Consider the following 15,095-nt stretch of genomic DNA (forward strand, 5'->3'; position numbering starts at 1 on the left):
GATAAATTTAACGACAGATTTTTAAGGAGGAGATACATGCATGCAACGTGAGAAATTAGAAGTTAAAGATTTAATTAACATCGGGCTCTTTACCGCAATATTCTTTGTGTTAATTACACCTGTAGGTATTGCTGAGATTGTGCCAGTGATTATGTTTTTCTTACCTGCATTATTTGCGGTTATTGGCAGTGTACCTATTATGTTGTTGGTAGCTAAAACACAAAAGTTTGGTGCTTTAAGTATCAGTGGTATTGTAGTGAGCTTAGTATTGTTTATTATGGGTCACCCAGGGCTCGCATTAATTACTGGTATTCCATTACCCATACTTGCTGATTTAATTATGAAGATAGGCAACTATCGTCATTGGTTGTCATTAAGTATCGGTTATATTGTTTTTCATTTTGGTCACTCGGCAGTTTGCTTCCATTTTACTTCGCAAGACAATCCTTTTTCGATTATCTAGAACAAAAAAGAGGACACGAATATACAGCATTACTAGATAAACTATTCACGCTACAAACATTACCAATCATTATAGTGACTTGTATGGTCGGTGCGGTTATCGGAATTGTCATCGCAAGAATTCTATTTAAAAAACATTTTGTACGTGCAGGTATGGTCTCATGATCAAAATGCAAATTGATCCAAGAATAAAATTGTTAAGTATGGTATTGATATCCTTTATCGCTTTAACAGGAACTACTACGGGTCATGCGGTTTATCCACGACTTGTAATTATTCTGATACCTACATTTTGTCTGCTTTATCTACATTATTATAAAGCTGGCTTATTATGCTTTTTTATTCTTTTTACTGGATGGTATATCGAAACATTCCAATTGAGAGATTACCATGCGGTTGTGTATAGTTTGATATTTATAATAGCCAATTTGCTTACACGTTTTTTACCTGCTGCTTTAATGGGATTTGTCTTATTTAAAACAACGTCAGTTGAAATGTTCATTCGTGCATTAGAGAAAATGAAGTTTCCAAATGTGTTGACGATTCCTTTAGCGGTCATGTTTCGTTTTCTTCCTGTGGTCTATCAAGAATCGCAAAACATTAAACATGCGATGCGTATGCGGGGTATGACGACACTTCAAGCGTTTCTACATCCGATACGTTATACCGAAATGCGTATTGTACCGTTAATTAATCGAGTGGTCAAAATTTCAAATGAGTTGACAGCCGCTTCTTTAACAAGAGGACTGTCTGTAGACGCTGCACGTACGTCACTCATTGTATTTAAAATGACCGCAATCGACAAAACTATCGCAGGATTACTCATTTTACTGGTTATCCTTTATTACGTTATATAAGAGGGAGGCTCAAATGATTCAATTTAACAATGTAACTTTCAGTTACAGTGCTTCAGATAAAAATGCATTAGAAGATTTTAATTTAACTATTCGTCCTGGCGAAGTGATCTGTTTAACCGGATTATCAGGATGCGGAAAATCAACAGTACTAAGATTAATCAACGGGCTAATTCCTCAGTTTTTCTCAGGTGAAATCACAGGAGATATTGTCATCGCAGGACAAAACATGAAGGACTATGCTTTCAAAGATTTAAGTCGCCAAATCGGTAGTATCTTTCAAAATCCTAGATCACAATTCTTCTGTACACATGTATTAAATGAACTTGCCTTTGAATTAGAAAATTACTATACAGACCCAGAAGAAATTCAATCACGAATTATTAGAGCAGTAGATCAATATCAAATTAATGATTTACTAGAAAGTAATGTCTTTGAATTGTCGGGTGGTCAACAACAAATGATTGCCTGTATCAGTATTGAAATCGCAGGACAAGCGCTTATTGTCATGGATGAACCTTCTTCAAATTTAGATTTCAAAGCCGTTCAAAAATTAGCACGTATGATTCAATCTTGGAAGCAACAAGGGAAGACGATTGTTATTGCGGAACATCGTCTGCATTATTTATTAGATTTGGCAGATCGTTTTATCTTAATTGAATCAGGTCAGATTACTAAAGCGTGGAATCAAGATGATTTTCGTCAATTAGAACTAAAACAATTAAAAGCACATGGTTTACGAGCGACAGATTTAACACGACTACGACCAAAACGATCAGAACCTTCATCACACGATGTGATACCTATACAAAACTGGCAATATCGCTATCAGAAAAAAGAAACATTAGATTTAAATATTGAGCGATTTGATTTACATAAAGGTGCGATAACAGCGATAGTCGGCCACAATGGGGCAGGGAAATCTACATTCGCGAAAGCATTAATGGGTGCAGTTAAGTTAAATAAAGACGCAGTGATTATGAACGACACACATAAAATACGTCAAAAACAGTGGAAGCACGATGTATATCAAGTCTTTCAAAATGTAGAGTCTCAACTTTTCGGTGAAACTGTAGAAGAAGAAATCAGATTCAGTCATCGTAATATGCCAGATGCTGATTTAGTACATGCGTTAGATATAATTGATTTAAAACAACATCGTGATAAACATCCCTTATCACTTTCAAACGGAGAAATGCAGCGACTGGCGATTGCGAGTGCTAAAGAAAGCGGCAGACCTATTTTAGTATTTGATGAACCAACCAGTGGTTTAGATGGCAAACGTATGTCTGAATTTGCGACAGAATTACGACAATTAAAAGGCCAAGGGTATACAATTCTGGTCATTACACATGACTATGAATTGATTATAAACAGCACAGATTATGTTGCGGAATTTCATGAAGGGGAGGTCAAACACCACTATCCGCTTGATATGCGTAATGTCAAAGCGCTTCAAAACTTCTTCGAATTATAAATATTTAATAATAACGTAAATATAATAGTGTTATTTTAACTATTTTAAAAAACATAAATAATAGTAATGACATTGATTTAAGGGTGTGCTATACTCCCTTTATACATTGTTAATGAGAATGATTATCATTATTGGTGTAAAAATTAATGATTAGGAGCGTTATCAACGTGAGAAACAACAAAGAGAGAACAGTTATGAACCATGCCAACCAGAAAGCGTACCAATATTCAATTCGTAAATTTACTGTCGGAGCAGCTTCGATAGCTGTAGGTGCAGTGATCTTCTTAGGAGGAGGACAAGCACAAGCAGCTGAACAAGAAGCGCCCGTATCAAACGCAGCAGCACCGACTACTGTAACGGATAGCGGCACTTCGACGACACCAAACGCGACACCTGTTTCAGCGTCAAAAACAGTTGAGTCAAAAGAGAAAGAAGCAGTTAAACCACAAGCAGCATTTACAGCACAATCTCAAACAGACTCAAAACCGACACCTGAGAAAGTTGAAACAACACCAGCACCAAAACAAGAAGCACCACAAACAGAAAAAGCAACAGCAGCACCAACAAATCAAGTCTCAGTACAAGAAGCAATTAAACAACCATCTTTACAAGATCCTCACGCAAACGAAGAGCGTTACCCAGTAGAGTTTAAAGTTGTTAAACCCAATACTGATGAAGAAGCATTCTTCCATGCATCGAATATTAAGCAACCTGCTTATTTTATGAAAGGTGATAAAGCATCAACTGTTGAATTAACATTGGACATTCCAACTATTTGGGATAGATTCGATGTTTATCAAGAGAACCATAAATTAAATACACAAGTCACTGCCTACGATAAGAAAGCAGAAACAGCTAAATTACAATTCGCAGTTCCAAACAATACGCAAAGTGTCATTGTGAAGTCATCAACGAAATCATCATCAAGATTGGTTAATAGTCAAGAGTTTGAAGATGTTGAACTTAAATTCAACCAACCTATCAACGCAAGTGATTCTAAGCCATTAACACAAGATGAGTATAAGAAAAAGAAAGAAACAGAAGCATTTGACAATGCGATTACGCTAGAAGATAAAATTTATCAACTTAAAAAATTGATGGCGAAAGATAAAGTGCCTTCAGAAAATGATAAAGAAATGCTTGCTGACTATGAAGAACAATTAAAAGAACAGTTAGAAGCAGCGAAAAAAGAATTTAAAAATGCGCCATTGTCAGATTTCACAATTACGAACCCAGAACAACATAACTTTGAAGTGTTGCATAGTAAGAAAAATGAGCCCTCACATATGGACTTTGAAGTAGTCAAACCTATGCAAGTCTTCCAACAAAACGGTAAACACTATGTGGCGATGACAATTAAGTCAGAAAGCATGTGGGATGACTTTATGGTGGATACTAAAGAAGGTTACGAGCGTGTGAAAACGATCGCACGTGATACGAAGAAGAATGAAAGAACAGTCGTCTTCCCATATCAAGTTGGTATTGATCACTATGATGCGATTGTGAAGGTTAGCTTACCTAAAATCAACTACGAAGGTGCTTACCATGTAAGAATTAAAGACCTTGACCAAAATAAACCGCCGACTGCACAATCAAACCAACAACAATCAGATGCAGCAGCACCGAAAGTGACGCCTAAGCCACAAGTAGAAAAGCCAGCTCCAAAACCACAAGTTGAACAACAATCTGACCACACTACACCTAAAGTAGAAACTCTAAGTGCTGTGCCTGTTACAAAAGAAATCGGCTTTATGGTTAAAAAAGACGGTGAAGATCAAAAATCAGTCATGGATGATTATATGGACCACCCAGCAAAAGTGGTTAAGGAAAATGGTAAAACATTTGTACAGTTTACAATTAAAAATCCAGATTGGTGGCAATCATTTGAACTCTTTGATGGTGCACAACAGCTCAAACAACATGAGGTTTCAAAAACAGCTGATCAAAAAGTTATTAACTTTGAAGTGAAACCAGGTACAAAGATGTTAACAAGTAAGGTGCATATTGTAGTCCCAGGCATCAATTACAACAATAAATATACGACACAAATTGCGTTTGACGAAGCAGTTGCCGATTTGATAGCGCCTGAGTCAAAACCTCAAGTTAAACCTATGCCTAAGCCACAAGAAAAAGCTGAAGATCAAGCAACTGATAAAGTTGTAGATAAAACAGCTGAAAAAGAAAAAGTACAACCAAAAGTTATCACACCTGAAAAAGATACTAAGCAAGTCGATGAATCGACTGAAAAAGCATCGGATGAGTCTAATGTAAAACCAGAAATAAAAGTAGAACCGATGTCAGTTCAAAAAACAGAACCAAAAGTATCTGAAGTTGTGACAGAAGTACAAGATGCGGCAGCAACTCAACCATCTATGAAAGCTATAGCATCTAAATCTGTACAGCCGCTTGGTTCAGTTAAAGCTAAAGCAATGAAATCTGAAACTGTAAAATCAGTTAAAGGAAACAAATCAACACCTGCTAAGGCAAAAGCATTGCCGAAAACTGGTACAGAAGAATCAGCGACAACATTCGGTATTTTATCTGTATTTTTAGGCGGTATCGCACTGTTTTGGAATAGACACGTGAAATCAAAGAAAAATAGTCTGTAATGTATTCCTGAGAATCAAGAAAATGAGGTTGTGGGTCTCTCACAACCTCTCATCATATAGAAAGAAGGATGATTCATATGACAACAACAATCAAGAAAGTTATCGCAATGAGTGCGGTATTAATTGTGTTAACTTGGGCCATTTTTTCCATTGTAGCTTCAGCTGCTGAAAAAGATCTGAATTACGATATTTTAAAACATAAAACACAAGACGTATCCATGGCAAATGATTATTTCAATAAACCCGCTAAGTTAATTGATAAAAACGGTAAACAATATGTACAATTCACAGTCAACCACAGCCATTGGATTGTTAACTTTACATTTAACGGTCAAAAAGAAAATATTGTGCATGAAGATAAAGCAAAAGATGAACGTACTTCAGAATTTTTAATCGATAAAACATCAGGCGAAATTCCAGGCACAATTAAAGTGTATATCGATGAAGAAGTAAACGGTAAACCTTTTAAATATGACCATAACTACAACATCACATATTTATTAAAAGGTGATAAGCAAGGTGACAGTGCCGCAGCTGCATCCCATGCGGATGATTCAAAAGGTGACACTTCAAAAGGAGAAAATGCCGAAGCAACAGGAAAAGCAACATTATCAGATGTGACACCGACAAATCCACAAACAGCTGCCGGTGAATCTAAATGGCTTTATATCACTTTAATGGGTGCTTCAGCTGTATTACTTCTATCTTTTGTCGTCTATAAACGTAAAAAAGGACAACATTAAAATGAATGTACCTCACAAATGTTTAGTTGCTGTACTATGTGGCAGCTTACTTTGTTCATTTACCGTTGACAACTCAAAAGCTGAAGTCAATCATCAAACATTATCACAACAAACAATTAAAGAGATACCTTTTAAAGTCTATAAAGAAAACAGTCAGGATGTGTCAGTTATGAATGATTATATGGCACATCCAGCAACTGTCAAAACTAAAAACAACAAAGTTTATTTACAGTTTAAATTGCTGCATCCAGAGTGGTGGAAAGCTTTTGAATTATATGAAGGTGATAAACAATGTGATGTACGTACAGTCAGTGAAACAAAAGAAGCACGTATTGTAGAAGTTGAAGTCACATCAGAGACGCAAACATTTACTTCAAAAGTACATATTATCGTCCCTGCTATTCATTACGATCATCACTATACAACCAAAATTAATTTAGAAGCACAATTGCCAAAAGATGTGACACCTAAAGTACAACCGACACCAAAGCCAAGTCCTGAATCGAAGCCAAAAACTGACGTTCAACCAAAACCAAATACACAACCAACAGAAAAACACGCACCCAAAAAAGTATTTCCTAAGAAATCCAATACCCACGTATCAGAAATACAGAATTTGAATTTCAAAGTATTAAAACATCAAACAAATGAACGATCAGTGATGGATCAATATATGGTACATCCAGCTAAAGTGACCTATCACAATCAGCAAGCTACTGTTCAAATGACATTAAAAAATGCTGCGTGGTGGAAGTCTTTCGAAATCTTTAATGGTGAAACGCGTATTCCAGTAAAAGTGGTAAGTGAAGATTCACAACAAGATCAACGTGTCATTGAATTTAACATGCCAAAAGATCAGAAAATATTGACCTCAAAAGTACATATTATTGTTCCGCATTTAAATTATGATCATCACTATACAACTGAAATGGTGTTTAATGAAACAGCTCAAGAGACAGACACACCAAGCCAACAAGAAGAAAAAGGTGGCACATCTATCAAACAAGATGAGGATACAGAAATATCAACAAATGAAACGACAGAAACGGTTGAAACTAAAGAAAATACTGTAGTAGAAACTCCGTCAGAACATGCATCTGAGACACATAATCATAAACAAACACCAACCAATTCAGCATTTAATCAGGCACAATCGATGAATGACACACCATTTATTACGTCATCAAGACCTTCACAACCAAGTGCTGTTAAAACAACACAAACTGCAAAAACAATGGAAGAACCGCCATTGCCTGAAATATTTCCTAAATTCAATCGGCATGCGGATGATGGTGAACCTATTAAATTTACAAAGACACATTCAGATGTTGGAAAGTATTTAAAGAGAATGAATCAAATTTATTTAGGTGCGGTGATTATTTTGGCGAGTGCTTTGTTAGTAGTCTCTACACTTTACGTTAGAAAGGGTGAAGGTAAAGGTCATGAGAAAAAACATTAAACGATGGTGTGTGGTACTTTTAGGTTTAATTGTTCTACTGACTGGTTGCCAAGCACAAGAAGATAAAAATAACCAAACATCTTCTGAAAAATACCGCATTGTACCGACAACAGTAGCTTTGACACAAACGTTAGATGCTTTGAATTTAGACATTGCAGGTAAACCCGACTCATATAAAACACTGCCTAAAAGATATGACAATGTACCGAAAGTCGGACAACCGATGACACCAGATATGGAGAAGGTACAAGCTGTTCACCCGACACATATTTTAGGCGTTTCTACTATTGAAGATGAGACAAAACCTAAGTTCAAAATGATTAAAGCTAAAGCTATCTTTTATGACTATGACAGTCTAAAAGGCATGAAGACTTCTATTTCACAGATGGGTAAAGAATTTAATCGTGAAACAGAAGCATCAAAGCTAAATCAAAAATTAACTCATGCAGAAGAACAAATCAGACAAAAAGCTGCACAACAAAAGCACCCTAAAGTACTCATTTTAATGGGTGTGCCAGGCAGTTATTTAGTTGCTACGAATCGCTCTTATATCGGCAATTTAGTTGAAATTGCGGGCGGTGAAAATGTGATTAAAGAAGATTCGAAACAATATCTAGCTTCTAATACAGAGTATCTGTATGACGTTGATCCAGATATTATTCTGCGTCTGCCACATGGAATGCCTGAAGAAGTTAAAAAGATGTTTGATAAAGAATTCAAAGAAAATGATATTTGGAAACATTTTAAAGCAGTCAAGACAGGTCGTGTCTATGATTTAGAAGAACAACCTTTCGGCATTACAGCTAATATCGATGCAGACCAAGCCATGCAAGATTTATATGATATCTTCTACAACAAGAAATGAGGTGCAATATGAAATATAAATTCAGTGTCGTCTTTATGTGTACCTTATTTCTCTTTGTTGTAGTGGTCTTGTTTGCGTTGCTTAACGGTAAATTAGGCATAAGTTCAGCTCAGCTTTGGAATAAAATCGCAATAGGTCATGATAATCAAATCGATGCGATTATAGATTTACGTTTACCACGTATCATTGTCGCGATTTGTGCAGGTGCTGCGTTATCCGTAGCAGGTGCTTATTTACAAGCAGTGCTGAAAAACCCGCTTGCAGACGCCAGTATTATCGGTGTCAGTTCAGGTGCCTTGGTGGCTAAAGCACTTGTGATGACTTTGATGCCGACTTTATTCTTTTATATGCCAATTATCAGCTTTATAGGCGGATTATTGCCATTTACTTTATTGTTTTATTTACAACATCGTTATCAGCTGAATCCGATGCGCATGCTGCTTGTCGGTGTGTCGATGTATGCGATGTTGAATGGTATGTTGGAATATTTAACCGCTAACCCAGCTGTGCGATTATCTGCTGGTTTATCTTTAAAAGTATGGAAAGACGCAGCACAAATTTCAGTGACTACATGCATAGGACTTATCTTAGCTATAACTGTTATCTTTCAAGCGAATATGTTGGGTTTTGATGATCGACAAGCACACAACTTAGGCTTTCCTATTCAACGTTACCGTATGTGGATAGGGTTAATTGCGGTCTTTTTAGCGAGCAGTGCAGTAGCTGTAGCTGGTGCTATGGCCTTTGTTGGTTTGATTGTACCGCATATTGCACGTCGATTAGTCGGCAGTGACTATAAGAAAGTTGTGATTTGTTGTGTGTTATTCGGTGCGATAGCCGTGCTATTAGCGGATACACTTGGCAGGTTGATGTCCCGTCAATTTGAAGTGCCAGCGCATATTATTACGGTCATTATCGGCGGACCTTATCTTATCTATTTAATTTGTAAAGGAGCGTACCGAAATGAATATCAACAACGTTGAGTTTAAATATGGTCAAAGACAACTCTTTAATGACTTGAATCTGACAATTAAACGTCATGCGGTAACTTCTATTATCGGACCGAATGGATCAGGTAAGAGTACCTTACTTCAAATGCTTGCAGGTTATCTTCAACCTCAGGCTGGTTGTGTGTACATAGAAGGCAATGATTTGAATACATTAGGTAAGAAACAACTTGCGCAAATGTTATCAGCAGTCCATCAAAACAATACAGCACCTGAAGATTTCACCGTTAAAACATTACTGCGCTATGGACGATATAGTCATCATCGTTGGTTGAAGAAGGATGTAAGAGGAGAAGCGGTCATTGAACGTGTACTTGAACAATTCAATTTAACTAAGTATGCAGATCGTCCGATTGGCGCTTTGTCAGGTGGCGAAAAACAACGTGTTTTTATCGCAATGGCCTTAGTCCAAGAACCACAATATTTATTATTAGATGAACCTACCACATTTTTAGATTTACATTATCAATATCAAGTCCTTAAGATGATTCGACAGTTAAACGACATGCATCGTTTAACTATCATCATGGTGCTTCATGACATAAATCAGGCTTTAACTTATAGTGATGAACTGATTTGTGTCGCAAATGGTGAAATTGCAGCACAAGGCAAGCCGCAAGCTATCGTGACACCAGAATTATTAAAAACAATTTACCAAATCGACGCAAAGATTATTCATGATAAAGATTGCGGCATATTAATTGGTAAATGTCACGGCGGGTGTTAATGATGAATAAACTAATACGTGTCATTCAATTTGGATTAGTGCTGGTTATTATTGCGGCTATCTATCTTATCTTCCAACATCGTTTAGATAATGAAGCGGAAGAAAAACAATACGAGGTCTTACAAACGGACTATAAAAAGAAAGGGGTCCGCCCACAATTTGAAGCATTAGCAGAGGTCAATTCTGACATTCATGGGTGGATTCGTTTAGAAGGTACGAGTTTGAATTATCCCGTTTTACAATCCCGAGATAATGAAGATTACTTAGAACATAACTTTAAGAAACAAAAAACGAAAAAGGGCAGTATCTTTGTAGATTATCGTAATAACTTACAAGATTTATCTCAAAATACAGTGCTTTATGGTCATAGTGTTGGCGATAAAACTATGTTTGATGATTTACATCAATATTTGAATCAAACATTTTATGATGCACATCAAACGATAGAGTTTGATACAAAGTATCATCAGTATGCGTTAAAAGTATTCAGCGCATATTCGACGGATACCCATGATAACTATATACAGACAAATTTCAACAATGTACATGAATACGAACAGTTTTTAAAAGAAACGAAAAATAAATCGAAAATCAAAACAGATATTTCAGTTCATCCACAAGACAAGATAATGACGTTATCTACGTGTGAAGATGCTTTTTCGCGTTCTGATAAACGTGTTGTTGTGGTTGGAAAATTAATTGAAAACAGATAAAGGAGTGTATGCGCTATGTTTATGGCAGAAAACAAATTGAAATTAGATAAAGGTTCAGCAGAAGGAATTGTAGAACGTTTTTACAAACGACAAGGTATTGAAACAATTGAAGGTTTTAAAGAAATGTTTGTCACAACGACAAATAATTTAAAAGAATATGATGAAGTGAAAATTTTAACAATTTGGGATGCAGAAGCATGTTTCAAAAATTGGTTGAGCTCAGATGTCTTCAAAGATGCCCATAAAAATGTACGTCATCAATCTCAAGATCAAGCGAGTCCAATCCAAGATAATGAAGTACTGACTTATACAATTGGCTATTACTATTTAAATGATCAAGAGGGGAAATAGAACGAAGTTTATTTCTCATTATGATTAAAAATAAGCAAACAAAAAAGGTCTATTCATTCGGTATTTGAAATGAATAGACCTTTTTAGTATGAACAGGAACAGGAATCCCACGACGAGTTAGCCAATTAAAACATCCTCCAATTGATTATATTCTTCAATGTAACGATTGAATGCTGCTTCATCTTTTTCGATTAAAGCTTGGTCAATCAGTTCTGTAAGTTTTTCTTTACGTACATTACGTAGAGCTTGATCAATTACGAGTTCTACCCCCAGGTCGTTTACATTCGCTACGAACGCCTTCAGTGTTCCATTTTTTACATTGATATTGTGATTCATTTTAATCACTGCCTTTCTTTTTTTAAGTTATTTACGAGTATACATTGCATTTAATCTAAAATCAATGAATATTCTGACTTTTTAAAAATTAAAAGTGTAATATTAACTCAAAAGTTTCTATTGACTTTTCTAGGTGCTAGTATACAATAATTATATGGTTAGATGTCTAACGAATTCTAATCCTAATTAATTAAATAGGAGGACGTGCTTATGGACGAACATAGCATCTTCAAAAGCGATGATATGGCCATTATCCCAGTCATTGCTCAAGAGTATGGAGCACTCCATACAAAATTGCTTACCTACAATAAAGATCCGAGGATTGTAGAAAGCTCCCCGCAAAAAACTTTAGACAACTCTTGTCGCTTTTATGGTTCAACCTTTCAATCACTTCGAACTGATACCGCTCGGATTACCAACATCAACAGTAAACCACCCATTTTACTTTCACCAGTTATTTCAATCTTTCTATTCTCTACCCATTCTGAACGCTCTGAAGACAATATTTGGATAAACATTGAATTTGTACAAGATATCAAAGCGTTGAAGAACAATACCACTAAAATCACTTTTTCTGACGGACAATCTTTAATCACAACCGCAACAGTCCGTACTATCTGGCATCAATATAAAAATGCAGCTTATTATGAACACATCATTAGAAAGCGTGTTAAGAAAATTAAATGGAATACAGAGCGTCCTATTGACTACTCTAAACCTGCTTTAGACGTGTATGAAACACTTTGTACTTATTTAGTGATTAATAACACACCACGCAGCTAGCGTAATTTTAAACATTTTATGATATTATCTCAAACTGCGGGATGTTTATAGGGAATGAGTGTAAATGTTCCGCAACTTTTTCGTTATTTTCTCTTGAATTATTTTAAGGGATTGTTATAATAGTATTTGTGCTTGAAGAAATTACATTATTCCACAGTAGCTCAGTGGTAGAGCTATCGGCTGTTAACCGATCGGTCGTAGGTTCGAGTCCTACCTGTGGAGCCATATGGAAACGTACTCAAGTTGGCCGAAGAGGCGCCCCTGCTAAGGGTGTAGGTCGCGAGAGCGGCGCGAGGGTTCGAATCCCTCCGTTTCCGTTACTGTAAGAATCCCATTAAATCAATGTCTAAGACGTTGACTTAATGGGATTTTTCTTTTTTGTCAAAGTTGAATGAGAAAAGGTGAGAAACTGAGTTCTCACCTTAATCATGTAAAGCTTATTTAATTATGACATTAATCGAATTAATTCTTCTCTTGGAATATCTCCGAAATAATGATACGTATCGAATTCAGATAAAGCCGCTTCAATACTCTCGAAATTATGCAAGCTGCCGACTAATGCATGTTCTAAATCTGACACATCGCCGACACCGAAGAAGTCACCGAAAATTTTCGCATGTTCAATACGTCCGCGCTTAACATCCAATTTAATTTGAACGAAACCTTTTTCGAATTTCTCTTCACGTTCAAAGTTATATTTAGGGTTTTTACCATAGTTCCAATTCCATGAACGATATTTTTCATTACTTAATGCTTCAATGTTCTTCCAATCATCTTCAGTTAATACATATTCTTCAACTTCATGTTCACCAAAGATATGTTTTAGGATAATTTCTTTGAAAGTTTCAATGTCAATCGGCTCTTCTAAGAATTCAGAGATGTTTGCGACACGTTTACGTACTGATTTAATCCCTTTAGATTGAATCTTCGCAGGGTTTACACGTAAAGCGTTCGCAACTTCGTTTAAGTCACTATCTAACATTAAAGTACCATGGCTGAACATACGCTCTTTCACTTTAACCATCGCATTTCCTGAAATTTTAGCTGCACCGATTTGGATATCGTTACGTCCAGTCATTTCAGCATCTACGCCCATTGCTTGTAAAGCTTGAACAATCGGTTCTGTGAACTTCTTAAAGTTATGGAAACTGTTGCCGTCGTCATCAGTGATAAAGCTGAAGTTTAAGTTTCCGAAATCGTGATAAACGGCACCGCCGCCTGAAATTCGACGCACAACATCGATATTGTGTTCATCTACATAGTGTTGATCAACTTCTTCAATCGTATTTTGGTTTTTACCAATAATGATAGAAGGGCGGTTAATATAGAATAAAAAGTAATCGCTATCGTTAGGAAGGTGTTTTAACACATACTCTTCCATCGCTAAATTTAATGTGGGGTCTGTAATACCTTTGTTACTAACAAACTTCATACATTCTCTCTCCTTCTGTACTTACTTTGCTTGATACTTTATTTATGCCCTAATTTAGGATAAAATGCCAACTATACACTTTGCCAGAAAAAAGGCACCAGTCGGACTTCAATTACAATTATAACGTGTTTACAGGATATTTGTTTATTTGAAGAGAGAATTTTAGTACAATATAGAATAGTATAATTCAAGGAGGATCTGTAATGACTATTGCAGAAGTAGGAGATATTGTAGAATTTTATGACGGTTTAAGAGGCCGTGTCGAAAAAATTAATGATAACTCTGTTATTGTTGACTTAACTATTATGAAAAATTTTGAATCATTAGATTTACCTGAAAAAACGGTAATTAATCATAAACGCTATAAGATAGTTGATCAAGAAGGTTAAAATATAATGAAAACTAATACAAAAGCATTACTATGGTTTGTGATAAGCTTTGTAGTGTTCCACATCATCTTATTTATCATGTGGGGAGAACGACAAGAATATTGGTATCTGTATACAGGCATTATGTTGTTTGCGGGTATCAGTTATGTCTTTTATCAACGTGATTTAGAATCTAAACGATTGTTGACGTCTATCGGTATCGGTATTTTAACCGCAATCGCATTAATCATTGTACAGTTGATTATGTCTTTGATGTCACAAGATTTAACGTATACATCATTGATTAAAGATTTATCACGTTCTGGCGTTTACTTTAAATGGCAGATTTTAGTGACATTACTCTTTGTGATTCCTTGTCATGAACTTTATATGCGTACGGTACTGCAAAAACAATTGTTGAATCTTAAGTTACCGGCTTGGGCAGCGATTGTGATTACTGCACTCGCTTCAAGTTCACTCTTTTTCTACTTCGATCAAATCTGGTTATGCATTTTTATTTTCATCGTACAAGCTATTCTATCAATCAGCTATTATTATACGCGTCGAATTATTACAACTTCTGTTGCACAAATTGTGGCAGTGGTGTTATTACTGATTTTTCATCCTTAATTCAAAAGGACAAAAAAAGAACCTGTCAGCTTATCTCAAGCTTGGACAGGTTCTTTTTGCTATATCTTAATTAATACGTTGAACGCTCTAAAAGTTCGAAATAAGAAATCTTGGAAATATCTACTACATATTCTGATGGTTCTGTAACGTGTAATGCGCCTGCATTTGAATTCTCTTCAACGGCTTCTACTGAAATTTCATTGCCGTTGTCCATATAAAGGACAAGATATTTAGCAGGATTTTCATTTAAATACGTTAGAATCGTTGCTTTATTCATAT

Annotated in this window: 16 protein-coding genes, 2 tRNA genes and 1 pseudogene; 16 read left to right on the top strand and 3 right to left on the bottom strand. The window is 35.8% G+C overall.

The features are described from left to right. The first annotated feature begins 40 nt into the window (after positions 1–40). From CD112_RS10725 to CD112_RS10775, 11 genes and pseudogenes are all read left to right on the top strand, one after another. Positions 41–627: pseudogene (locus CD112_RS10725) on the top strand (MptD family putative ECF transporter S component). Next, complete coding sequence (locus tag CD112_RS10730; RefSeq protein ID WP_070848503.1) at positions 624–1,319, top strand: energy-coupling factor transporter transmembrane component T; 696 nt, start codon at positions 624–626, stop codon at positions 1,317–1,319. Before CD112_RS10725 ends, CD112_RS10730 begins: the two are co-directional and overlap by 4 nt. Before the next feature lie 13 nt (positions 1,320–1,332). Then, positions 1,333–2,793 carry an ABC transporter ATP-binding protein gene (locus CD112_RS10735; RefSeq protein WP_103364297.1) on the top strand — a complete coding sequence of 487 codons (1,461 nt, stop codon included), beginning with the start codon at positions 1,333–1,335 and terminating at the stop codon, positions 2,791–2,793. 167 nt (positions 2,794–2,960) lie between these two features. Further along, the gene (locus CD112_RS10740) at positions 2,961–5,402 is read left to right on the top strand and encodes an NEAT domain-containing protein (RefSeq protein ID WP_158257847.1); all 2,442 of its coding nucleotides are present in this window, start codon (positions 2,961–2,963) and stop codon (positions 5,400–5,402) included. 77 nt (positions 5,403–5,479) lie between these two features. Continuing rightward, on the top strand, positions 5,480–6,145 hold the full coding sequence (gene isdC / locus CD112_RS10745) for a heme uptake protein IsdC (protein ID WP_170121957.1): 666 nt from the start codon (positions 5,480–5,482) through the stop codon (positions 6,143–6,145). A 1-nt stretch (position 6,146) separates the two neighbouring features. Further along, positions 6,147–7,604 (top strand): NEAT domain-containing protein, encoded by a 1,458-nt coding sequence (locus tag CD112_RS10750; protein WP_103364299.1) that lies wholly within the window; start codon positions 6,147–6,149, stop codon positions 7,602–7,604. Further along, a complete protein-coding gene (gene isdE, locus CD112_RS10755) occupies positions 7,588–8,469 on the top strand; it encodes a heme ABC transporter substrate-binding protein IsdE (protein WP_070625852.1) in 882 nt (293 codons plus the stop codon). Before CD112_RS10750 ends, isdE begins: the two co-directional genes overlap by 17 nt. Positions 8,470–8,477: 8 nt before the next feature. After that, positions 8,478–9,452: a FecCD family ABC transporter permease gene (locus tag CD112_RS10760; RefSeq protein ID WP_103364300.1), complete on the top strand. Its 975-nt coding sequence runs from the start codon at positions 8,478–8,480 to the stop codon at positions 9,450–9,452. Further along, positions 9,433–10,203: an ABC transporter ATP-binding protein gene (locus CD112_RS10765; protein WP_103364301.1), complete on the top strand. Its 771-nt coding sequence runs from the start codon at positions 9,433–9,435 to the stop codon at positions 10,201–10,203. The genes CD112_RS10760 and CD112_RS10765 overlap by 20 nt, the downstream gene beginning before the upstream one ends. A 2-nt stretch (positions 10,204–10,205) precedes the next feature. Beyond that, positions 10,206–10,916, top strand: a complete 711-nt coding sequence (srtB, locus tag CD112_RS10770) for a class B sortase (protein WP_060803872.1) — start codon at positions 10,206–10,208, stop codon at positions 10,914–10,916. 15 nt (positions 10,917–10,931) lie between these two features. Then, a complete protein-coding gene (locus CD112_RS10775; RefSeq protein WP_002480445.1) occupies positions 10,932–11,267 on the top strand; it encodes an antibiotic biosynthesis monooxygenase in 336 nt (111 codons plus the stop codon). A 117-nt stretch (positions 11,268–11,384) separates the two neighbouring features. Here CD112_RS10775 and CD112_RS10780 read toward each other — a convergent pair whose 3' ends face one another. Further along, on the bottom strand, positions 11,385–11,603 hold the full coding sequence (locus CD112_RS10780) for an IDEAL domain-containing protein (RefSeq protein WP_002480446.1): 219 nt from the start codon (positions 11,601–11,603) through the stop codon (positions 11,385–11,387). A gap of 210 nt (positions 11,604–11,813) precedes the next feature. Here CD112_RS10780 and CD112_RS10785 point away from each other — a divergent pair, with 210 nt between their 5' ends. The 3 genes from CD112_RS10785 (at position 11,814) to CD112_RS10795 (ending at position 12,703) form a co-directional block, all read left to right on the top strand. Next, positions 11,814–12,386, top strand: coding sequence for a competence protein ComK (locus CD112_RS10785; RefSeq protein WP_002480447.1), 573 nt, complete (start codon positions 11,814–11,816; stop codon positions 12,384–12,386). Positions 12,387–12,536: 150 nt separating this feature from the next. After that, a tRNA-Asn gene (locus CD112_RS10790) sits at positions 12,537–12,611 on the top strand. 3 nt (positions 12,612–12,614) lie between these two features. Further along, positions 12,615–12,703: transfer RNA gene (locus CD112_RS10795), tRNA-Ser, on the top strand. A gap of 128 nt (positions 12,704–12,831) precedes the next feature. Here the strand turns inward: CD112_RS10795 and lplA are convergent. Continuing rightward, entirely contained in the window at positions 12,832–13,818 is a 987-nt protein-coding gene (lplA, locus tag CD112_RS10800) for a lipoate--protein ligase (RefSeq protein WP_002480448.1), read from the bottom strand. A gap of 203 nt (positions 13,819–14,021) precedes the next feature. Between lplA and CD112_RS10805 the strand changes: the two genes are divergently transcribed. Both CD112_RS10805 and CD112_RS10810 read left to right on the top strand, forming a co-directional pair. Beyond that, positions 14,022–14,207 carry a YkvS family protein gene (locus CD112_RS10805; RefSeq protein ID WP_002480449.1) on the top strand — a complete coding sequence of 62 codons (186 nt, stop codon included), beginning with the start codon at positions 14,022–14,024 and terminating at the stop codon, positions 14,205–14,207. A gap of 6 nt (positions 14,208–14,213) precedes the next feature. Next, positions 14,214–14,816, top strand: a complete 603-nt coding sequence (locus tag CD112_RS10810) for a CPBP family glutamic-type intramembrane protease (protein ID WP_002480450.1) — start codon at positions 14,214–14,216, stop codon at positions 14,814–14,816. Positions 14,817–14,886: 70 nt separating this feature from the next. On the opposite strand, the gene CD112_RS10815 is transcribed toward CD112_RS10810, so the two are convergent. Next, entirely contained in the window at positions 14,887–15,093 is a 207-nt protein-coding gene (locus CD112_RS10815) for a hypothetical protein (protein WP_002480451.1), read from the bottom strand. Positions 15,094–15,095: the final 2 nt, after the last annotated feature.

The sequence above is a fragment of the Staphylococcus simulans genome (genome assembly GCF_002902285.1).
GTDB lineage: Bacteria > Bacillota > Bacilli > Staphylococcales > Staphylococcaceae > Staphylococcus > Staphylococcus simulans.